The organism is Streptomyces polyrhachis, from assembly GCF_042663125.1.
Taxonomy (GTDB): domain Bacteria; phylum Actinomycetota; class Actinomycetes; order Streptomycetales; family Streptomycetaceae; genus Streptomyces; species Streptomyces polyrhachii.
This window is the reverse complement of sequence record NZ_JBHSZO010000016.1, coordinates 97,437-117,343: the sequence shown is the minus strand read 5'-3', so window position 1 is coordinate 117,343 and position 19,907 is coordinate 97,437. Positions and strand designations below refer to the sequence as shown.

The window sequence follows — 19,907 nt, the reverse complement described above, 5'->3', positions numbered from 1 at the left end:
GGCGTAGTCGCCGCAGCCCGGGCACCAGCGGACCTCCTGGTCGGTCTTGAAGTCCTTCATCGACTGGGGGGTGTCGGACTTCGGTACGAGGGAGAGCGCCTCGGCGGCGCCGGGGGCCGGTGCGAGCGCCCCCTCCTCGGTCGCGGTCTGGGTCTCAGCCATGGTCGACGGCCTCCTCGGCGGTGCTTCCCAGGGGCGCCAGCGCCTCTGTCAGGCGGGTGGCGAGCTGCTCGGCCTTGAACGGCATGCCGTTGACCTGGGTGTACGACTGGGCGTCGACCAGGTATCTGGCACGGATGAGGGTGGCGAGCTGGCCGAGGTTCATCTCCGGGACGACCACCCGGTCGTAGCGGCGCAGGACCTCGCCCAGGTTGGCGGGGAAGGGGTTGAGGTGGCGCAGATGGGCCTGCGCGACGGCCTCCCCGTCCCGGCGCACCCGGCGTACGGCGGCGGTGATCGGCCCGTAGGTCGAGCCCCAGCCCAGGACGAGGACGCGCGCGGCGCCGCCCGGGTCGTCGACCTCCAGGTCCGGGACCTCGATGCCGTCGATCTTCGCCTGGCGGGTGCGGACCATGTGCTCGTGGTTGGCCGGGTCGTAGGAGATGTTGCCCGAGCCGTCCTGCTTCTCGATGCCGCCGATGCGGTGCTCCAGGCCCGGCGTGCCGGGGATGGCCCAGGGGCGGGCGAGGGTGTGCTCGTCGCGCTTGTACGGCCAGAAGACCTCGGTGCCGTCGGCCAGCGTGTGGTTGGCGCGGGTGGCGAACTGCACGCGCAGGTCGGGGAGTTCGTCCTGCTCGGGGATGCGCCAGGGCTCGGAGCCGTTGGCCAGGTAGCCGTCGGAGAGCAGCAGCACCGGGGTGCGGTAGGTCAGCGCGATGCGGGCCGCGTCCAGGGCGGCGGTGAAGCAGTCCGCCGGGGTCGCGGGGGCGACGATCGGCACCGGCGCCTCGCCGTTGCGCCCGTACATCGCCTGGAGGAGGTCCGCCTGCTCGGTCTTGGTCGGCAGTCCCGTGGAGGGGCCGCCGCGCTGGATGTCGACCACCAGCAGCGGCAGCTCCAGGGAGACCGCCAGGCCGATCGTCTCGGACTTCAGCGCCACCCCGGGGCCCGAGGTGGTGGTCACGCCGAGCGCGCCGCCGAAGGCCGCGCCCAGCGCCGCGCCGATGCCGGCGATTTCGTCCTCGGCCTGGAAGGTGCGTACGCCGAAGTTCTTGTGCCGGGACAGCTCGTGCAGGATGTCGGAGGCCGGGGTGATCGGGTAGGAGCCCAGGAAGAGCGGCAGGTCGGCCTGGCGGGCGGCGGCGATCAGCCCGTACGACAGGGCGAGGTTGCCGGAGATCGAGCGGTAGGTGCCCGGCGGGAACGCGGTGGTGGCCGGGGCGACCTCGTAGGAGACGGCGAAGTCCTCGGTGGTCTCGCCGAAGTTCCAGCCCGCCCGGTAGGCGGCCACGTTCGCCTCGGCGATCTCGGGCTTCCCGGCGAACTTCCGCCGCAGGAACGCCTCGGTGCCCGCCGTCGGCCGGTGGTACATCCAGCTCAGCAGGCCCAGCGCGAACATGTTCTTCGAGCGGTCGGCGTCCTTGCGGGAGAGCCCGAAGCCCTTCAGCGCCTCGACGGTCAGCGTGCCCAGGGGGACGGGGTGGACCTGGTAGGCGTCCAGGGAGCCGTCCTCCAGCGGGCTCGCCGCGTAGCCGACCTTGGCCAGGGCGCGCTTGGTGAACTCGTCGGTGTTGACGATGATGTCCGCGCCGCGCGGCACGTCGCCGAGGTTGGCCTTCAGCGCCGCCGGGTTCATCGCGACCAGCACGTTCGGCGCGTCGCCGGGGGTGAGGATGTCGTGGTCGGCGAAGTGCAGCTGGAAGGACGAGACGCCCGGCAGGGTGCCTGCGGGGGCGCGGATCTCGGCGGGGAAGTTGGGCAGCGTGGAGAGGTCGTTGCCGAAGGACGCCGTCTCGGAGGTGAAGCGGTCGCCGGTCAGCTGCATCCCGTCGCCGGAGTCGCCCGCGAAGCGGATGACCACCCGGTCCAGGCGTTTGACCGTCTTCTCCGCGGGTGTCCCCGCAGCCTCACCCGCGCGGCTTGCGGCAGCGGTCTCCGCGTCGGTTTCCGCGGATCCGCGCTGCTCTCCGATGGCCGATGTGGTCACTGTCCCGAGCCTCCCTCGAGGTGACGGCGTACAGGCGTGGTGCCGTGCGTGCGGTCTCCCCGCGTCCGGTCTCGAACGGGGGGAGCCCACGGCCATCGTACGTGGGTAAGGGTCGCCTTCCCCGTGTTGTCCGCGCCTTGAGCGACGGCGGGACGTCCTGATATGTCGGGATATGCCACGTTCATCCGCCCCCCGGCGTTACGTAGCCACGGACGCCCCGGCCGCGTTCGCGGTTTTGCGCCCGCGTCCATCTCGGAAACCTGTCCGGCAGTTGGGACCGGATCAGGAGTTGATGTACGTCAGCACCGCCAGTACCCGGCGGTGGTCGCCGTCGCTCTGGGTGAGGCCGAGTTTCATGAAGATGTTGCTCACGTGCTTCTCAACCGCGCCGTCGCTGACCACCAGCGTGCGGGCGACGGCGGAGTTCGTGCGCCCCTCCGCCATGAGGCCCAGGACCTCGCGCTCGCGCGGGGTGAGCCCGGCCAGCACGTCCTGCTTGCGGCTGCGCCCCAGCAGCTGGGCCACGACCTCCGGGTCCAGCGCGGTGCCGCCCTCGGCGACGCGCACGACGGCCTCGGTGAACTCGCGCACCTCCGCGACGCGGTCCTTGAGCAGGTAGCCCACCCCCCGGCTGGAGCCGGCGATCAGCTCGGTGGCGTACTGCTCCTCCACGTACTGCGAGAGGACCAGGACGGCCAGGTCCGGGTACTCCCTGCGCAGCCGTACGCAGGCCCGCACCCCCTCGTCGGTGTGCGTCGGCGGCATCCGCACGTCGGCGACCACCACGTCCGGCAGCCCCTCCCCGGCGGCCAGCTCCCGGATGGTCGCCATCAGCGCCTCGCCGTCCCCCACCCCGGCGACGACCTCGTGTCCGCGATCGGTGAGCAGCCGTGTGAGGCCCTCCCGCAACAGCACCGAGTCCTCGGCGATGACCACCCGCATGCTTGTGCCCTCCATGCTGACTCCCCCTTGGTGACGGGGTCCAGCATCGCACCGCGGGGCGAACGGCACAGCATCGCGGGCCAGTTGCGGGATCCGCGCCTCAGCGCTCCCGCCACGGCAGTTCCGCCGTCACGGTCGTGGGGCCGCCGGCGGGGGAGTCCAGGACGAAGAGGCCGTCCACCGAGCCCAGGCGCTCCGCGAGACCCGACAGGCCCGTGCCCGTGGTGAGGTTCGCGCCGCCGCGGCCGTCGTCGCGGACCTGGATCAGGATGCGGTCCGCCGCGCGCCAGACGTCGACCCAGGCGGTGCGGGCGCCGGAGTGCTTGGCGACGTTCTGGAGGAGTTCGGAGACGGTGAAGTAGGCGATGCCCTCGATGGCGGGCGCGGGGCGTACGGGCAGGTCGACCGTGATGCGCACCGGGACCCGGCAGCGGGTGGCGACCGAGGAGAGCGCCGGGCCCAGGCCGCGGTCGGTGAGGATCGCGGGGTGGATGCCGCGGGCGAGGTCGCGCAGCTCCTGTAGGGCGAGCTTGACCTCGCCGTGCGCCTCGTCGACCATCCGCGCGGCGGTCGGCGGGTCCGACAGCAGCTTCTCCTTCGCCAGGCCCAGGTCCATGGCCAGGGCGACGAGGCGGGCCTGCGCCCCGTCGTGCAGATCGCGCTCGATACGCCGCAGGTCGGCCGCCGCCGTGTCCACCACCACGCCCCGGTCGGACTCCAACTCCCGGACCCGGCTGGACAGTCTGGAGGGGCCCAGGAGGTGGAGCACCATCGTCCGGTCCACCTGCGCCATGCCCCGGACCAGCCACGGGGAGGCCATCACCAGCACCGCGCCGACCGCCGTCGCCAGCAGCTGCTCCAGGGGCGTGTCCAGGTACCAGCCGTGGCCGGGCTCCCCGTCGCCGTACACCTGCAGGCCCTCCTGGCCGTAGTGCGCGGGGAGGATCCACTGCCAGAGCGGGTAGGTGAACAGGGCCCAGGCATTGGCCATCACCGTCAGCGAGACGGCGAAGGACAGGACCGCCCACGGGAAGTGCGCGAAGGCGTAGAGGAGATGGCGCCAGGAGCTGCCGCTGCGGAAGAGCGCGCCGGTCCAGGCGAGCAGTCCGGTACGGCCGTTGCGGGCGCGCAGCGGCTCCGGGGTCGCGACGTCCAGCTTCAGCAGCGTCCGCGCGCGGGCCCGTTCCAGCGCGCCCAGGGCGCGGCAGCCGGCCAGGGCGGCGGCGAGCACGGGCACGCCCAGGAAGGTGACGAGCAGGCCGGCGCCCAGCGAGACCATCGTCACCGCGTAGACGAAGAAGACAATGGCGGCGGGGAGGTTGAGCAGGAGGTAGCCGAACTCCCGCCAGGTGCGCGCCTGGACGGGCGCGCGCAGCGCGAGCGGCAGCCGGGGGCGGTCGAGGGCGGCGAGGTCGGGGGCGGCTTCGGCGGGGTACGGGGCGGTGGGGTTCGGCATGCTGTCACCCTCCCTGGGCGGTGGCGCGCGGGCTATGCGGCCGGTCGGTCTGTTCGTACGGGGGAGAACCCCACCCCGGCGGGAAGGGGGCGCCTCAGCGCTCCCGCCACGGCAGTTCCGCCGTCACGGCCGTGGGGCCGCCGGCGGGGGAGTCCAGGACGAAGAGGCCGTCCACCGAGCCCAGGCGCTCCGCCAGTCCCGCCAGCCCCGAGCCGGTGGCCAGGCTCGCCCCGCCGCGGCCGTCGTCGCGGACCTGGATGAGCAGCCGCTGGTCGGAGCGCCAGACGTCGACCGAGGCGGTGGTGGCCCGGGCGTGCTTGGCGACGTTCTGCAGCAGCTCGGAGACCGTGAAGTAGGCGATGCCCTCGATGGCGGGCGCGGGCCGTACCGGCAGGTCGACCGACACCCTCACCGGGACCCGGCAGCGGGTGGCGACCGAGGAGAGCGCCGCGCTCAGGCCGCGGTCGGTGAGGATCGCGGGGTGGATGCCGCGGGCCAGGTCGCGCAGCTCCTGCAGGGCGAGCTTGACCTCGCCGTGCGCGTCGTCGACCATCCGCGCCGCCTCCTCCGGGTCCTCCAGCAGCTTCTCCTTCGCCAGGCCCAGGTCCATGGCCAGGGCGACGAGGCGGGCCTGCGCCCCGTCATGCAGATCGCGCTCGATACGCCGCAGATCGGCCGCCGCCGTGTCCACCACCACACCCCGGTCCGACTCCAACTGCGCTATCCGCCGCTCCAGTTCGTCGGAGGGCGCCAGCAGGGCCCGTACCATCGCGCGGTCCACGCTCGACATCGCGCGCGCCAGCCAGGGCAGCAGCGGCCACAGCACGAACAGGGAGACCAGGGTGACGGTGAAGGTGAGGATCCCCCACGGCAGCCGCATCAGCTGGAAGAGCGTGGAGCGCCAGGCCACCGGGTCCTTCAGGGTCGCCCACAGCCAGGGCAGGAAGCCGCCGTGGGTACGGGCCCGGATCGGCGTCGGCTCCTCGATGCGTACGTCCAGCAGCCCCCGCGCCACCGCCCGCTCGGCCTTGGCCAGCAGCCGGGCGCCGAGCAGGCCGCCGGCGAGCAGCGGCAGGCCGATCACCGTGATGGACAGGGCGGCGCCCGCGTAGAGCCAGGTCGAGACGTAGACGAAACCCACCAGGGTCATCGGCAGGTTGAGCAGCAGGTAGGCGATCTCCCGCCAGGTCTGGCCGCTGAGCGGGGCGCGGGGGGCGGGCAGCTGCTCGCCCCCGACGGCGGCAGCACTGCGGACGGCGGGAGCGGTGGTGGTGGTCGGGCGGGTGGCGGCGGTCGCGGTCATGGCACCAGGGTGCCGGTCGGCGGCACCCGCACGCCATGGGGTTCGTCGCCCGGCCGTGGTGGGGTTATCCCCACCGCACCGGTGCTGGACGCGGGCGCCCGGGGCGCAGGGCCTACACTCCTGCCCGTACAGATCGTTCGAAAGGGCCAGGGAGCGAGGCAGACGTGCAGTACTTCCACGGCTACTCCGTGGTCGGTCTCGTCGCGGTGCTCGGCCTGCTCTTCGTGGCGGTCGCCTTCGCCGGGGGCCGGCTGCTGCGGCCCTTCGTACCGACACCGGAGAAGCTGCTCACCTACGAGTGCGGGGTCGACCCCGTCGGCGAGGGCTGGGCGCACACGCAGGTCCGCTACTACGTGTACTCCTTCCTGTACGTCATCTTCGCGGTGGACTCGATCTTCCTCTTCCCGTGGGCGACGGTCTTCGCGGCGCAGGGGTACGGCGGCGTGACGCTCGTCGAGATGTTCGTCTTCCTCGCCTTCCTCGCGGTCGGCATCCTCTACGCCTGGAAGAAGGGCGTCCTGGCATGGACGTGACCGGTCAGCCCCCCGCCCGCACCGAGCTGCCCGTGGTGGACGCCTCCGTCGCCACCCCGCAGAAGCTCGGCGTGCTCTCCCGCCTCGCCCCCGAGCCGATGAAGGTCGTCCTCAACTGGGGGCGCCGCTACAGCCTGTGGGTGTTCAACTTCGGACTCGCCTGCTGCGCCATCGAGTTCATCGCCGCCTCCATGGCGCGCCACGACTTCATCCGCCTGGGCGTGATCCCCTTCGCGCCCGGCCCGCGCCAGGCGGACCTGATGATCGTCTCGGGGACGGTCACGGACAAGATGGCCCCGGCCGTGCGGCGGCTCTACGAGCAGATGCCCGAGCCGAAGTACGTGATCTCCTTCGGCGCCTGCTCCAACTGCGGCGGCCCGTACTGGGACTCGTACTCCGTCACCAAGGGCGTCGACCAGATCATCCCGGTCGACGTGTACGTACCCGGCTGCCCGCCCCGGCCCGAGTCGCTGCTGCAGGGGATCCTGAAGCTCCAGGAGAAGATCGCGCGCGAGTCGCTGGCCGAGCGGTACGCGAGCGGGGGCGGCCGTCCCTCGGCGGCGGCGCTCAGGAGCGGGCTGGTCCGGGCGCCGGAGGCGGGGCAGTGAGCGCGAACCCGGCCGAGGAGCCCGCGGAGGGCGTGCCCGCCGAGACCGCGCCCGTGGAAAACGCGCCCGTGGAAAACGTGGCCGCCGACCTGGCCGCCGCCTCCGCGCAGGCCGCCGAGAGCGCCGCCGCCGCGCTGGCCGCCGCCTCCGCCGCGCCCGCGCCGCCCGGCGAGGTGCCCGAGGTCGCCGCCGCCGTGCCCGTCGGCTGGCTGCCCGCCCCGGCCGAGGCGGTCTTCGGGCCGGGCGCGGTGGCGGAGGAGGAGTACGAACTGCTCACCGTCGACGTGCCGGCCGGCTCCTGGACCGAGGCCCTGCGCACCGCCCGCGACGAGCTGGGCTGCACCTACCTCGACTGGCTGAGCGCCGTGGACATGCCCCCCGCCGGCTACCGGGTCAGCGCGCACGTGGTCGCGGTCGGCGACCCGGTCAGGGCGCTGCTCGTACGGACCACGGTGCCGCACGAGGCGCCCGCCCTGCCCAGCGCCATCGGCGTCTACGCGGGCGCCGCGTGGCACGAGCGCGAGACGCACGAGATGTTCGGCATCGACTTCCCCGGCAACCCCGACCTCAGCCACCTGCTGCTCTACGACGGCTTCGAGGGCTATCCGCTGCGCAAGGACTTCGTCCTGGCGGCCCGGGTGGTCAAGCCGTGGCCGGGCGCGAAGGAGCCGGGGGAGGGTGCGGAGGGCGGCCCGAAACGGCGCCAGACGCTGCCGCCGGGGGTGCCCGACCCGAACGAGTGGGGGCCGCTGAAGGGCCAGCTCCCGCCCGCCCCGGCCCGCCCGGCGCGCGGCGCGCGGGCGGCGCGGGGAGCCGCGGGGGGAGCCTCGGGGGAGGCGGCCGAGCGACCCGTGCGCCGCGCCCGCAGCGCCTCGCAGGGCTCCGCCTCGCAGACCGCGGCGGAGGGGGCGCGACCCGCGTCCGCCGAGCCTCGCCGCGCCCCGTCGCGCCCCCCGCGCAGCCCCGACGCCCCTTGGCAGCGTGGCGCGGCGGCGGAAGGCGCGCCCCCCGCGCCCCCCGCGCCCGAGCCGAGTGAGCAGCCCGAAGGAGGTGAGCCCCGATGAACGACGTCCTCGACGTCGCGCTGCGGCTGCTCGCCGTGCTCGCCGTCTTCCTCGTCCTGCCGCTGGCCGTCGGGCAGACCGAGCACAAGGTCATGGCCCACATGCAGGGCCGCGTCGGCCCGATGTACGCGGGCGGCTTCCACGGCTGGGCGCAACTCGTCGCCGACGGCGTGAAGTTCGCGCAGAAGGAGGACATCGTCCCGGCCGAGGCCGACCGGCGGATCTTCCAGCTCGCCCCGGCCGTGGCCCTGCTGCCGTACTTCGTCGTACTGATCGCCATCCCCTTCGCGCCGCACGGCGGCGTCGGGCAGGCGGTCGACGCGGGCGTCTTCTTCGTGCTGGCGCTGATGGGCGCGGGGGTGATCGGCACGCTGATGGGCGGCTGGGCCAGCGCCAACAAGTTCAGCCTGCTGGGCGCGCTGCGCACCGCCGCGCAGCTGATGGCGTACGAGCTGCCGATGCTGCTCGCCGCCGCGAGTGTGGCGATGGCGGCGGGGACGGTCTCGCTGACCGGGATCGTCGAGGGCTACCAGTGGTGGTGGACCCCCTGGCAGCTCGTCGGCGCCCTCGTCTTCTTCACCGCCGGGCTGGCGGAGCTGCAGCGGCCGCCGTTCGACGCGCCCGTCGCCGACTCGGAGATCATCTTCGGCGCGTACACCGAGTACAGCGGGCTGCGCTTCGCGCTCTTCCTGCTCGCGGAGTACGCGGGGATCGTCGTGCTGTGCGGGCTGACCACCGTGCTCTTCCTCGGCGGCTGGCACGGTCCGTACAGCGACGACCTGGGCTGGCTGTGGACGCTGCTGAAGACCGCGGTCCTCGCCTTCGCCGTCATCTGGATCCGCGTCACCTACCCGCGGCTCCGCGAGGACCAGGTGCAGCGCTTCGCCTGGACCGTCCTCATTCCGCTCGCCCTGGCGCAGATCGCGCTGACCGGCGTCGTCAAGGTGGTGATCTGAGAGATGGCCGTTCCCGGCCGGGGGCTCGCCAAGGGCCTCGCCGTCACGCTCCGTACGATGACGCGGCGCTCGCACACCGCCCACTACCCGGACGTGCAGCCCGAACTGCCGCCGCGCAGCCGGGGGGTGATCGCGCTGCTGGAGGAGAACTGCACGGTCTGCATGCTCTGCGCCCGCGAGTGCCCCGACTGGTGCGTCTACATCGACTCCCACAAGGAGACCGTCCCGGCCGCCGTGCCGGGCGGGCGCGAGCGCAGCCGCAACGTGCTGGACCGCTTCGCAATCGACTTCGCGCTGTGCATGTACTGCGGGATCTGCATCGAGGTCTGCCCCTTCGACGCGCTGTTCTGGTCGCCGGAGTTCGAGTACGCCGCCTACGACGTCCACGACCTCACCCAGGAGCGCGAGGTGCTGCGCGAGTGGATGCGGACCGTGCCCGCCCCGCCGGCGCTGGACCCGGCGGCGGAGGAGCCCAAGGAGCTGGGGGCCGCGCGCAAGGCGGCGGAGAAGGCGGCCGAGAAACTGGCCGCCGAGGCGGCCGTGCGGGAGGCGGCAGCCGTGGAGGCGGAGGCCGCGGCCTTCGGGGACGTGGACACGGCGGCGGCCTCGGAAGCCGCCGCGGAGGCTCCTGAGACTTCTGAAGCTCCGGAGGAGAAGGGGGAGACCTCGTGATGACGCTGGCGGCCGGATCCCACGGCTTCCTCTCGCCGACGGGGGTCGAGATCGTCTTCCTGCTCGTCGGGCTGGTCACGCTCGGCGCGGCGCTGATCGCCGTGAGCACCCGGCAGCTGGTGCACGCCGCGCTGTGGCTCGTGGTCTCCCTGGGCGGGGTGGCGGTGGAGTACCTGCTGCTCACCGCCGAGTTCATCGCCTGGGTGCAGGTGCTGATCTACGTCGGCTCGGTGGTCGTGCTGCTGCTCTTCGGGCTGATGCTGACCCGGGCCCCCATCGGGCCCTCGCCGGACGCCGACTCGTGCAACCGGCCGGTGGCCGCCGCCGTCGCGGGCGTCGCCGCGGTGCTCCTGGTGACGCTGGTCGTGGACGCCTTCCGGGGGCAGTGGATCGAGCTGGACCCCGTCCAGGGGTCGACCGACGTCATGGGCGCGGCCCTCTTCCGGCACTGGGTGCTGCCCTTCGAGGCGCTGTCGGTGCTGCTGCTGGCGGCGCTGGTGGGCGCGATCGTGCTGTCGCGGCGCGACAGCGGGGCCGGCGGGGCCATCGGGGCCGACAGCGCCGGGGACGACGGGGCCGCGGACGCCGCGGACCGGGGGGAGGGCTGATGCATCTCGCCTACCCCGCCGTGCTGGCGGCGCTGCTGTTCTGCGTCGGCGTGTACGGAGTGCTGGCCCGGCGCAACGCCGTGCTGGTGCTGATGTCCGTCGAGCTGATGCTCAACGCCGTCAACCTCAACCTCGTCGCCTTCGACGTCTGGCTGCGCGACACCCTGCGCACCGGGCAGACCCTCACCCTCTTCGTGATCGCCGTGGCCGCCGCCGAGATCGGCATCGGCCTGGCGATCGTGCTGCTCGTCTACCGCACCCGCGCCGTCTCCGACATCGACCGGATGCGGGAGCTGACCGAGCCCCCGGCCGGTCCCGAGGACGCCGAAGACCCGGACGACTCGGACGGCCCGGACGGCACCGGGCCGCGTACGGCCCCGTCGCCCGAGGAGGCCGCCGCGTGAACACCGTGACCCTCGCGATCCTCGTCCCCCTGCTCCCCTTCCTCGCCGGCGGCGCCGGGCTGCTGCTCGGCGGCCGGGCGCCCGGTCTCGTCCGACCGCTGGCCGTGCTGCCGACGCTCGCCGCCGCCGTGCTGGCGATCCTCGTCGCCGCGCGCCAGGGCGGCGGCGAGGCGATCGACGCCGCGACGCGCTACACCCCGACCGGCTCCGTCCCCATCGACCTCGCCCTGCACCTCGACGGCTTCGCGGTGCTGATCGCGGCCCTGGTCGGCGTGGTCGCCTGCTGCGTGCAGCTCTACTCCATCGGCTACCTCCGCGACGACGAGCGCTACTCCTCCTACGCCGCCCTGGTCTCCCTCTTCACCGCCGCCATGTTCCTCGTCGTCTACTCCGGCGACCTCATGGTGCTGCTCATCGGCTGGGAGGTCATGGGCATCTGCTCGTACTTCCTGATCGGCCACTACTGGGAGACCGCCGAGGCCCGCTCGGCGTCGATCAAGGCGTTCCTGGTCACCAAGCTCGGCGACGTCCCCTTCCTCCTCGGCGTCTTCGCCCTGGGCGTGGACGCGGGCACCTTCCGGATCAACGGCATCCTCACCACCGTCGTCTCCGGCCCGGGCCTGGACCACCCCACGCTGATCGCCCTGCTGCTGCTCGCCGGTGCGGTCGGCAAGTCGGCGCAGGTGCCGCTGCAGACCTGGCTGCCCGACGCGATGGCCGGCCCCACCCCCGTCTCGGCGCTGATCCACGCCGCGACGATGGTCGCCGCCGGCATCTACGTCGTGGCCCGGCTGCTGCCCGTCTTCGCCGCCTCCACCGCCGCGCTGGTCGTGATGGCCGTGATCGCGGCGCTCACCATGGTCGGCTCGGCCCTGTCGGCGCTGGCGCAGGACGACGTCAAACGCGTCCTCGCCTACTCCACCATCGGCCAGCTCGGCTACATGACGGGCGCCCTGGCCGTCGGCTCGCGCGACGCCGCCGTCTTCCACCTCCTCTCGCACGGCGCCTTCAAGGCGCTGCTCTTCCTGGGCGCCGGCGTGCTGATCCACGCCGCCGGGACGAACTCCCTCACCGAGATCTCCCGGATGCCCCGGCTGCGGGCGGCGATCCCGGACGCCTACTGGACGATGACCGCCGGACTGCTGGCGCTGGCCGCCATCGCGCCCTTCTCCGGCTTCTTCTCCAAGGAGGCCGTGCTGAGCGCCGCCGAGCACGCCACCGGCTCCCACGCCCCGCCGGGCGTCCCGGCCGCCGGCGCGTGGATCGTGCTGGTCGCGGGCCTCGCCACTGCCCTGCTCACCGCCGCCTACGCGGCCCGGCTGTGGCTGCTGGCCTTCCACGGCCGCTCGGGCGAGCCAGCCCCCGCCGAGGCGCCGCAAGGCCCGCCCGGAGAGGCCGAGTTGGAGGCCGCCGCCCTCGGCGAGCCCGCCCCCGGCCACCACCGGCCCGCCCCGGTGATGAACGCCGTGCTCTGGGTGCTCTTCGTCCCCACGCTCGCCTTCGGCCTGACCTACCCCCTCCTCCCCGACTGGTTCGGCGGCGGCAGCCTCGCCCCCACCCTGGCCACCACGGCCCTGGGCAGCGCCCTCGCCGTCGCGGGCATCCTGGTCATGTACGCGGCCTGGCGGCGTACCGCGGCCGCACCAGCCTCCGCCCCCCGCGCCGGCACCGACCCCGGCCGACTGCTGCTGGGCCCGGCGCTGCACCGGCAGGCCGCCGCCGGCTTCCACGTCGACGCGCTCTACCACCGGCTCTTCGTCCGCCCCGTACTGGCCGCCGCCGAACTGGTGCGCTTCCTCGACCGCCAGGTCATCGACACCTACGTCAGCGGCGCCGGCGCGCTCCCGCGCCTGCTCGGCACGCTGGTGCGCCGCACGCAGACCGGCAACGTCCAGACCTACCTCAGCGTGCTGCTCGCCGGCTCGCTGGCGCTGGGTATCGCCGCCGTCGTCGCCGTCACGGGGAGCTGACCCATGGCCGCTTCCCTGATGAATGGCACCGCCATGCAGCTGATCCTCGCCGCCATCGTCGTCCTCCCCCTCCTCGGCGCCGCAGCCGCCCTGCTCCCGGCCCCCCCGGGCCTGCGGGGCCGCAGCCCCGAGCAGGCGGTGCTGCGGCACGGCGTCACCGTCACGGGCGCCGTCCTGGCCCTGTCGATCGTCCTGGCCGCGGGCTTCGACCACGACCGCCCCGCCGCCTTCCAGGCCACCACCGACCTCAGCTGGATCCCGGCCCTGGGCGTCCGCCTCCACCTCGGGGTCGACGGCATCTCGCTCCCCCTCCTCGTCCTGACCGCGCTGCTGACCTTCCTCTGCGCGGTCTACACCTACTTCAACCCGCCCCAGGGCCCCTCGGCCAAGGCGCTCGTCGCACTGCTGCTCGTCCTCGAGACCGGCATGCTCGCCACCTTCGCCGTCCTGGACCTGCTGCTCTTCTTCCTCGCCTTCGAGATGGTCCTGATCCCGATGTACTTCCTCATCGCCCGCTGGGGCGGCGCGGAACGGCAGGCCGCCGCCTGGAAGTTCATCCTCTACACCCTGCTCGGCTCCGTGGTCATGCTGCTGGGCCTCCTCCTCGTCGGCTTCGAAGCGGGCACGTTCGACATGGTGGCACTCGCCACTGACAACGGCTCGGGCCTGAGCCGGTCCGTGCAGCTCACCGCCGTCCTGGCCATCGGCATCGGCCTCGCGGTGAAGACCCCGATGTGGCCCCTGCACAGCTGGCTGCCCGCCGCCCACACCGCCGCCCCCACCATCGGCTCGGTGCTGCTGGCCGGCGTGATGCTGAAGATGGGCACCTACGGCTTCGTGCGCCTGGTGCTGCCCGTCGCCCCCGAGGGCGCCCGCTTCTACGCCCCCTACCTGGCGGCCTTCGGCGTCGTCGGCATCATCTACGGCTCCCTCGCCTGCCTCGCCCTGGCCCGCGAGGGCGCGGGCGGCGACCTCAAGCGCCTCATCGCCTACAGCTCCGTCGGCCACATGGGCTTCGTCCTGCTGGGCATCGCCACCCTCGACCCCACCGGCGTCAACGGCGCGCTCTTCGCCAACATCGCCCACGGCCTCATCACCGGCCTGCTCTTCTTCCTGGTCGGCGCCCTGAAGGAACGCACCGGCACCACCGACCTCGACCAGCTCGCCGACCCCGCCGGCGGCGCCCTCTACGGCCGCGCCCCCCGCCTGGGCGGCCTGCTCGCCTTCGCCGCCGTCGCCTCCCTGGGCCTGCCGGGACTGGCCGGATTCTGGGGCGAGATGCTGGCGATGTTCGGCGCCTTCCGCCCCGCCGAGGGGCTGAGCCGGCCCGCGTACCTCGTCTTCACGGCCCTCGCCGGCCTGGGCACCCTGCTCACCGCCGCCTACCTGCTGGTCGTCGTCCGCCGCGTCTGCATGGGCCCGCGCGCCGCCGAACGCCCCCGCCTGCCCGACGTACGCGGCTACGAGTACGCCGCCTGGACGCCGCTGGTCGTCCTCACCGTCGTCGGCGGCCTGTGGCCGGCGGCCCTCCTCGGGCTCACCAACCCGGTCGTCCACCAGCTCCTCACGGGAGGCCGCTGATGTCCCTGGTCCAGTCCGTCGACTGGGTCGCCGTCGCGGCCCCCGTCATCCCCGCCCTCGCCGCCCTGGCGCTGCTGGTCGCCGACCTGTTCGTACGGCCCGAGCGCAAGCACCTCCTGGGCTGGGTCGCCGTCGCGGCGCTCGCGGCCGCCGCCTGCTCCCTGCTGCCGCTGGTCGGCGACCACCGCGCCACCTTCTGCCTGACGACCGCCCCCGACGTCTGCTCCTACCGCGCCGACAGCTTCACCCTCGTCATCCAGCTGCTCGTCCTGGGCGGCGCCCTGCTGACCGCGCTGCTGAGCCTGTACGACACGGCGGTGGGCAGGCTGCCCGCCGGCGAGTTCTGGTTCCTGCTGCTGTCCTCCGTCTCCGGCGCCGCGCTGCTGCCCGCCTCCCGCGACCTCGTGACGCTGGTGATCGCCCTGGAGGTCGCCTCGCTGCCGGCCTTCGCGCTGGTCGGCCTGCGTCGCGGTGACCGCCTCTCGGCCGAGGCGGCGCTGAAGTTCTTCCTCAGCTCGGTCGTCGCCACCGCCGTCCTGCTGCTGGGCGCCGGCTTCGTCTACGCCGCCGCCGGCAGCCTCCACTTCGACGTGATGGCCGGCGCGCTGGCCGACGTGGACTCGCGCCTGACCGCCCTGGCCGGGGTCGGCGTGGCCCTCACCCTGGTCGGCTTCGCCTTCAAGACGGCCGCCGTCCCCTTCCACTTCTGGGTGCCCGAGACCTACGTGGGCGCGCCGCTGCCGGTCGCCGCGTACCTCTCGGTCGTCGGAAAGGCGGCCGGCTTCAGCGGTCTCGTCCTGGTCTGCCTGCTGGCCTTCCCCGCCTACCGCGAGGTGTGGGCGCCCGCCCTGGCCGTCCTGGCCGCGCTCACCATGACCGTCGGCAACGTCGCCGCCCTGCGCCAGCGCGCCGCCGCCCCGGCCAGCGCGGTGCGGCTGCTCGCCTGGTCCTCCGTCGCCCAGGCCGGCTACCTCCTGGTCCCGATCGCCGCCGCCGGCTACGCCGCCGACCGGGGCGCCGATCCCGCCCGCACCGTCGGCGCGACCGTCGCCTACGCGCTGATGTACGCGGTGGTGAACCTCGGTGCCTTCGCCGCCCTCGCCGCCACCGGAAAGCGCCGCGTCGCCGACCTGCGCGGCCTTGGCGCCACCCGCCCGCTCACCGCCCTCGCCCTGGCCTTCTTCCTGGTCAACCTGGCCGGACTGCCGCCCGGCATCATCGGCCTGTTCGCGAAGGTCGCCGTCCTGGGCACGGCGGTGGACGCGGGCCTGGGCTGGCTGGCGGTGGTGATGGCCGCCAACGTCGTCCTCGGCCTGTACTACTACCTCCGCTGGACGGCGCTGCTCTTCCGCCCGCGGCCCGCCGCCGAGACCCCGGCCCCCGCGGTCCGTACCGCCCGGGGAGCCGCCGCCGCGCTGGCACTGGCGGCGGTGCTCGCGCTGATGCTGTCGGGGGCGCCGCAGATGATCCTGAAGTTCGCCGGCCAGTCGCTGCTGTAGCCCGTACGGCCCTTCCCCAGGCTCTTCGAGCAGGGGATACCCCATGCCCCCGCCCCCGTACGGCCCCACCCGCGGCTCACCCGCCCGGCGTAATCCACCCCACAGCGCCCCCAGGGACCGCCGGGGAACCGCCCACTCCCGCCTCGCGTTGGCCAGACAGGGGGGTTCCACTGGTGGTGAGTCGCGGCCCAGCCGACCGGCAGGCCGCCCGCCAGCTCACGCACGTCTAGGAGGGCGCAGTGCACCGGTCGCACAACGGGCTGAAGACCGCCGTGCTCCTCGGCGCGATGTCCGCGCTGATCCTGCTGGTCGGCAGCCTCTTCGGCCGTACGGGCCTCATCATCGCCCTCGTCGTCGCCCTGGCCACCAACGCCTACGCGTACTGGAACAGCGACAAGCTCGCCCTGCGCTCCATGCGCGCCCGCCCCGTCAGCGAGATCGAGGCCCCGGGGCTGTACCGCATCGTGCGGCAGCTCTCCACCGAGGCCCGCCAGCCCATGCCCCGCCTCTACATCTCCCCGACCGCCGCCCCCAACGCCTTCGCCACCGGCCGCAACCCGCGCCACGCGGCCGTCTGCTGCACCGAGGGCATCCTGCAGCTCCTCGACGAGCGCGAGCTGCGCGGCGTCCTGGGCCACGAGCTGATGCACGTCTACAACCGCGACATCCTCACCGCCTCGGTGGCCGGCGCGCTGGCCTCGGTGGTGATGTTCCTGGCGAACTTCGCCTGGCTGATCCCCAGCGGCGGCCGCGACGAGGACAGCCCGGGCCCCCTCGCGATGCTGCTGGCGGTCTTCCTCGGCCCGATCGCGGCGGCCATCATCCAGCTGGCGGTCAGCCGCTCGCGGGAGTACGCGGCGGACGAGGGCGGCGCCCAGCTCACCGGCGACCCGATCGCCCTGGCCAGCGCCCTGCGCAAGCTGGAGACGGGCACGGCGCAGCGCCCGCTGCCCCCGGAGCCGAAGATCGAGACGACCAGCCAGCTGATGATCGCCAACCCCTTCGGCCCGTACAGCAAGGGCATCGCGGGCCTCTTCTCCACCCACCCCCCGATGGGCGAGCGCATCAAGCGCCTGGAACAGATGGCCCACGGCGGCCAGCAGCCGCCCACCACCCCCTGAGCAGAGGACCCGACACCGTGAAGACGCTCCTCAACATCATCTGGCTCGTGCTCTGCGGCTTCTGGATGGCGCTGGGCTACGCACTGGCCGGCATAGTCATGTTCATCACCATCATCGGCATCCCCTTCGGCATCGCCGCGTTCCGCATCGCGGGCTACGCCCTGTGGCCCTTCGGCCGCACCACGGTCCCGCGCCAGGACGCGGGCGTCGGCTCGCTCATCGGCAACATCCTCTGGCTCATCCTGTGCGGCTGGTGGCTGGCGATCGGCCACATCGTCACGGGCATCGCCGCCGCCGTCACGATCATCGGCATCCCGCTGGCCGTCGCGGACTTCAAGATGATCCCGATCTCCCTCCTCCCGCTGGGCCGCGAGATCGTTCCGGTGAAGGCGCCGCTTCCGCGCACCTGAGCGCATGCGTACAACCATTCGGATGGGTGGCGCGTCTGCGTCAGCGGAACCCGCCACACATCCGAGGAGTACGCCATCCGTACCGCCCGTGCCATCACCGCCTCCCTGTGCGCCGTATCGATAGCCATGGCCGCGGCGGCCTGCGGCACCATGGAGTCCCTCTCCGCCGGCCAGAAGCTCACCGGCGCCCTCGACCGGCTCAAGGCCCAGCAGTCCCTGCACGTCTCCCTCGACCTCGACGCCTCCTCGGGGGAGCTGATCGCCCTCAGCGAGGAGGCCGGCGAGCCGCTGGACGACCGCACCGCCCGCGTCCTGGCCGACCTGGAGGTGACGTACGACGTCCACGCCGACAAGCCCCTGGGCAAACTCGGCGAGGGCGACGAGGTCGACACGGCCCTCTCCGTGGCCACGCCGGAGACCACGTTCATGGAGATGCGCCAGGTCGACGGGACGAGCTACCTGCGCTACGACATGGCGGCCCTCGGCGACCTCATGGGGGAGGCGCCCCCGACCGCCGGTGAACTCCCGCCGGAGATGGACGTCTTCGGGGACCTCTTCGCGGGCAAGTGGATCTCGGTGGACCCGGAGGCGATGGCGGAGGACATGGGAGCCCCCGGCCTCGGCGGCCCGTTCGCCGGACTGGGCGCCTCGCCGATCGACCCCGCGGCGGGTACGGAGCTGCTCGCCGACCTGAAGAAGGCACTCGCCGACACGGTGGTGCTGAAGGACGCGGGCGGCAGGCTCGGCGTCGAGCGGATCACCGCGACCGCGGGCTCGCGCCGCCTGGTCCAGGCGCTCGCGAAGGGGGTCGCCCCCTACCTGGAGGAACTCGCGGGCGGCGCCAAGGAGTTCCCCCTCCCGACCACGGAGGACCTCAAGGGCGTCCCCGACCGGGAGGTGGCGGTCGACTTCGTCCTCAAGCACGGCGGGCTGCACTCCGTCTCGACGGACCTCGGGGTCCTCGCGCCCGAGGAGGGCACCCACCTGGAGCTGCACGCCGACCTCGGCGAGGGCGAGGAGATCGAGGCCCCGGCCGGCGCGAAGCCGTTCGACCTGGGCGCGGTGATGGAGAAGATGGCCGAGGAGACGAAGGTGCCCGGCGGCCTCGGTGACGACATGGACCTCAAGGGGCTCGACGAGTTCGAGGGGATGGACCCGGAGATGCTGAAGGATCTTGAGGAGAGCGACCCCGAACTCGCCAGGGAACTCAAGGAGCTTGAGCAGAAGAACGCGGAGCTGCAGGAGGAACTGGCCAAGCTCGACCCGGAGTCGAGCGAGCAGTGACCCCCCGTGGTCCGGGGCCCTCGCACGAGGCCCCGGACCACGGCCGGCTCAGTCCTGCGCCCCGCCCCCGCGCGCCCCCTGCCGCGGCAGTTCGAACTCCGCGGCCCCCGCCGTGTCGCAGTACTCGCGCACCGCGCTCGTCCGCGTCACCACCCGCCCCCGGTGCACCACGATCCGGCTGTACGCCAGCGACAGCGCCGCCTCGATCCGCTCGCCCCGTACGGCCAGCAGCTCCGCCGGGAAGCCCGCCTCGATCCGCACCTCCGGCAGCCGCAGCAGCGCCCGCGCCCCGCCCGCCACCATGTCGTACGCCCGCGGGCCCGACGCCTGCCCCAGCGAGGCCAGCAGGTAGGCGGCCTCCAGCGGATCGCCCCGGCCCACCGGGTTGGCCGCGTCGCGCAGCGCCCCGCTGCCCGCCGCCACCCGCACCCCCGCCGCCCGCAGCAGCCGCACCGGCGCCAGCTGCGGGCCGAAGCCGCGCGCACTGCGCGTGCGTGTGCGCTCCAGCGCCCCGCAGTCGCCCTGCGGCAGGCAGACCACGCCCACCCCGGCCGCCGCCAGCTGCTCGGCCGCCCGCGCGGCCACCGCCTGCGGCAGCCGCGCCAGCCCCGTCGCGGGGCCGAGCACCGCTCCCGGCGCCAGCCCCGCCGCCGCGGAGGCCAGCCGGGCCAGGCGGGCGGGCTCGGCGGCGTCCGTGTGCAGGTCGACGGGCAGGCCGTGCTCGGCGGCCAGGCGCAGCACCGCCTCCGTATGGCCGGCCGGATCGGGGTCGAGGTCGGGGTGGCCGCCGACCACGCCCGCGCCCATCTTCACCGCGTCCCGCAGCATCGCCAGCCCCTCCGCGCCCGCGGCGCCGGTGAGCAGCCGGGGCAGCGCGACGACCGTCAGCTCCACCAGCCCGCGCAGCGACTGCCGCGCCTGCAGCGCCCCCTCCAGCGCGGCGAGGCCCTGGACGTCCCCGACGCCCACGTGCGTACGCAGCGCGGTGACCCCGTGCCCGAGCTGCAGCAGCGCCGCCTCGACGGTGCGCTGCTGGACGTCCTCGCTGCCGTACGGGACCGGGCCGGCGAGATCGGCCGTGAACGCGGTCTCCGCGTGCCCGTGCGGCTCGGCCGGCGCGGGGAGCAGCAGATAGCCGGAGAGGTCCACGAGGCTGCCGCGCGGGCGCTCGTCCTGCGCCGGGGTCAGGCTGCCGGCGCAGCCCACCGCCTGGATGCGCCCGCCCCCGAGGCGGACGTCCACGATCCGGCCGTCGGCGAGGCGGGCGCCGGAGAGGACGAGGCCGCCCGCCGCGTCGGTGGAGGGCTGCTGGGGCCGGCCGGCCCGGCTGTCGGCCATGGCCGCTCCCGG

Annotated in this window: 18 protein-coding genes and 1 pseudogene; 13 read left to right on the top strand and 6 right to left on the bottom strand. The window is 73.8% G+C overall.

All coding sequences use genetic code 11. The features are described 5' to 3' along the window. From ACFQLX_RS12640 to ACFQLX_RS12620, 5 genes and pseudogenes are all read right to left on the bottom strand, one after another. Positions 1-162: pseudogene (locus ACFQLX_RS12640) on the bottom strand (2-oxoacid:ferredoxin oxidoreductase subunit beta); the annotation flags it as partial. Continuing rightward, complete coding sequence (locus ACFQLX_RS12635; RefSeq protein WP_386414507.1) at positions 155-2,020, bottom strand: 2-oxoacid:acceptor oxidoreductase subunit alpha; 1,866 nt, start codon at positions 2,018-2,020, stop codon at positions 155-157. The gene ACFQLX_RS12635 and the pseudogene ACFQLX_RS12640, both read right to left, overlap by 8 nt. 408 nt (positions 2,021-2,428) lie before the next feature. Beyond that, positions 2,429-3,088 carry a response regulator transcription factor gene (locus ACFQLX_RS12630; RefSeq protein ID WP_386414505.1) on the bottom strand — a complete coding sequence of 220 codons (660 nt, stop codon included), beginning with the start codon at positions 3,086-3,088 and terminating at the stop codon, positions 2,429-2,431. Positions 3,089-3,188: 100 nt separating this feature from the next. Beyond that, entirely contained in the window at positions 3,189-4,544 is a 1,356-nt protein-coding gene (locus tag ACFQLX_RS12625) for a sensor histidine kinase (RefSeq protein WP_386414495.1), read from the bottom strand. A 94-nt stretch (positions 4,545-4,638) separates the two neighbouring features. Continuing rightward, positions 4,639-5,847, bottom strand: a complete 1,209-nt coding sequence (locus tag ACFQLX_RS12620; RefSeq protein WP_386414494.1) for a sensor histidine kinase — start codon at positions 5,845-5,847, stop codon at positions 4,639-4,641. Between the two features lie 164 nt (positions 5,848-6,011). On the opposite strand from ACFQLX_RS12620, the gene ACFQLX_RS12615 reads away from it, so the two are divergent. The 13 genes from ACFQLX_RS12615 to ACFQLX_RS12555 all read left to right on the top strand — a co-directional run bounded on the left by ACFQLX_RS12615 (position 6,012) and on the right by ACFQLX_RS12555 (position 18,557). After that, on the top strand, positions 6,012-6,380 hold the full coding sequence (locus ACFQLX_RS12615; protein ID WP_386414493.1) for an NADH-quinone oxidoreductase subunit A: 369 nt from the start codon (positions 6,012-6,014) through the stop codon (positions 6,378-6,380). Continuing rightward, positions 6,371-6,988: an NADH-quinone oxidoreductase subunit B gene (locus tag ACFQLX_RS12610; protein ID WP_386414492.1), complete on the top strand. Its 618-nt coding sequence runs from the start codon at positions 6,371-6,373 to the stop codon at positions 6,986-6,988. The genes ACFQLX_RS12615 and ACFQLX_RS12610 overlap by 10 nt, the downstream gene beginning before the upstream one ends. After that, complete coding sequence (locus tag ACFQLX_RS12605) at positions 6,985-8,052, top strand: NADH-quinone oxidoreductase subunit C (protein WP_386414491.1); 1,068 nt, start codon at positions 6,985-6,987, stop codon at positions 8,050-8,052. Before ACFQLX_RS12610 ends, ACFQLX_RS12605 begins: the two co-directional genes overlap by 4 nt. Continuing rightward, positions 8,049-9,008 carry an NADH-quinone oxidoreductase subunit NuoH gene (gene nuoH, locus ACFQLX_RS12600; RefSeq protein WP_386414490.1) on the top strand — a complete coding sequence of 320 codons (960 nt, stop codon included), beginning with the start codon at positions 8,049-8,051 and terminating at the stop codon, positions 9,006-9,008. The genes ACFQLX_RS12605 and nuoH overlap by 4 nt, the downstream gene beginning before the upstream one ends. A gap of 3 nt (positions 9,009-9,011) precedes the next feature. After that, positions 9,012-9,680: a NuoI/complex I 23 kDa subunit family protein gene (locus ACFQLX_RS12595; RefSeq protein ID WP_386414489.1), complete on the top strand. Its 669-nt coding sequence runs from the start codon at positions 9,012-9,014 to the stop codon at positions 9,678-9,680. Beyond that, positions 9,680-10,288, top strand: coding sequence for an NADH-quinone oxidoreductase subunit J family protein (locus ACFQLX_RS12590; protein WP_386414503.1), 609 nt, complete (start codon positions 9,680-9,682; stop codon positions 10,286-10,288). Before ACFQLX_RS12595 ends, ACFQLX_RS12590 begins: the two co-directional genes overlap by 1 nt. Then, on the top strand, positions 10,288-10,692 hold the full coding sequence (gene nuoK, locus ACFQLX_RS12585) for an NADH-quinone oxidoreductase subunit NuoK (protein ID WP_386414488.1): 405 nt from the start codon (positions 10,288-10,290) through the stop codon (positions 10,690-10,692). The genes ACFQLX_RS12590 and nuoK overlap by 1 nt, the downstream gene beginning before the upstream one ends. Further along, complete coding sequence (locus ACFQLX_RS12580) at positions 10,689-12,662, top strand: NADH-quinone oxidoreductase subunit 5 family protein (protein ID WP_386414487.1); 1,974 nt, start codon at positions 10,689-10,691, stop codon at positions 12,660-12,662. Before nuoK ends, ACFQLX_RS12580 begins: the two co-directional genes overlap by 4 nt. Before the next feature lie 18 nt (positions 12,663-12,680). Continuing rightward, positions 12,681-14,243, top strand: coding sequence for a complex I subunit 4 family protein (locus tag ACFQLX_RS12575; RefSeq protein ID WP_386414501.1), 1,563 nt, complete (start codon positions 12,681-12,683; stop codon positions 14,241-14,243). Next, positions 14,243-15,742: an NADH-quinone oxidoreductase subunit N gene (locus ACFQLX_RS12570; protein WP_386414485.1), complete on the top strand. Its 1,500-nt coding sequence runs from the start codon at positions 14,243-14,245 to the stop codon at positions 15,740-15,742. The genes ACFQLX_RS12575 and ACFQLX_RS12570 overlap by 1 nt, the downstream gene beginning before the upstream one ends. Positions 15,743-15,981: 239 nt before the next feature. Beyond that, the gene (gene htpX, locus ACFQLX_RS12565; RefSeq protein ID WP_386414483.1) at positions 15,982-16,863 is read left to right on the top strand and encodes a zinc metalloprotease HtpX; all 882 of its coding nucleotides are present in this window, start codon (positions 15,982-15,984) and stop codon (positions 16,861-16,863) included. Between the two features lie 17 nt (positions 16,864-16,880). Then, positions 16,881-17,273: a YccF domain-containing protein gene (locus ACFQLX_RS12560; protein ID WP_386414481.1), complete on the top strand. Its 393-nt coding sequence runs from the start codon at positions 16,881-16,883 to the stop codon at positions 17,271-17,273. 126 nt (positions 17,274-17,399) lie between these two features. Beyond that, complete coding sequence (locus ACFQLX_RS12555) at positions 17,400-18,557, top strand: bZIP transcription factor (protein WP_386414479.1); 1,158 nt, start codon at positions 17,400-17,402, stop codon at positions 18,555-18,557. Between the two features lie 48 nt (positions 18,558-18,605). Here the strand turns inward: ACFQLX_RS12555 and ACFQLX_RS12550 are convergent, their stop codons facing one another. Then, on the bottom strand, positions 18,606-19,895 hold the full coding sequence (locus ACFQLX_RS12550) for an amidohydrolase family protein (RefSeq protein ID WP_386414477.1): 1,290 nt from the start codon (positions 19,893-19,895) through the stop codon (positions 18,606-18,608). Positions 19,896-19,907 lie beyond the last annotated feature (12 nt).

Coding starts and splice junctions, on each gene's coding strand:
- ACFQLX_RS12575 (WP_386414501.1), top strand. CDS start 12,681: ATGAATGGCACCGCCATGCAGCTGATCCTCGCCGCCATCGTCGTCCTC.
- ACFQLX_RS12630 (WP_386414505.1), bottom strand. CDS start 3,088: ATGCGGGTGGTCATCGCCGAGGACTCGGTGCTGTTGCGGGAGGGCCTC.
- ACFQLX_RS12550 (WP_386414477.1), bottom strand. CDS start 19,895: ATGGCCGACAGCCGGGCCGGCCGGCCCCAGCAGCCCTCCACCGACGCG.
- nuoH (WP_386414490.1), top strand. CDS start 8,049: ATGAACGACGTCCTCGACGTCGCGCTGCGGCTGCTCGCCGTGCTCGCC.
- ACFQLX_RS12555 (WP_386414479.1), top strand. CDS start 17,400: ATGGCCGCGGCGGCCTGCGGCACCATGGAGTCCCTCTCCGCCGGCCAG.
- ACFQLX_RS12590 (WP_386414503.1), top strand. CDS start 9,680: ATGACGCTGGCGGCCGGATCCCACGGCTTCCTCTCGCCGACGGGGGTC.
- ACFQLX_RS12595 (WP_386414489.1), top strand. CDS start 9,012: ATGGCCGTTCCCGGCCGGGGGCTCGCCAAGGGCCTCGCCGTCACGCTC.
- ACFQLX_RS12570 (WP_386414485.1), top strand. CDS start 14,243: ATGTCCCTGGTCCAGTCCGTCGACTGGGTCGCCGTCGCGGCCCCCGTC.
- ACFQLX_RS12620 (WP_386414494.1), bottom strand. CDS start 5,847: ATGACCGCGACCGCCGCCACCCGCCCGACCACCACCACCGCTCCCGCC.
- ACFQLX_RS12625 (WP_386414495.1), bottom strand. CDS start 4,544: ATGCCGAACCCCACCGCCCCGTACCCCGCCGAAGCCGCCCCCGACCTC.
- ACFQLX_RS12610 (WP_386414492.1), top strand. CDS start 6,371: ATGGACGTGACCGGTCAGCCCCCCGCCCGCACCGAGCTGCCCGTGGTG.
- nuoK (WP_386414488.1), top strand. CDS start 10,288: ATGCATCTCGCCTACCCCGCCGTGCTGGCGGCGCTGCTGTTCTGCGTC.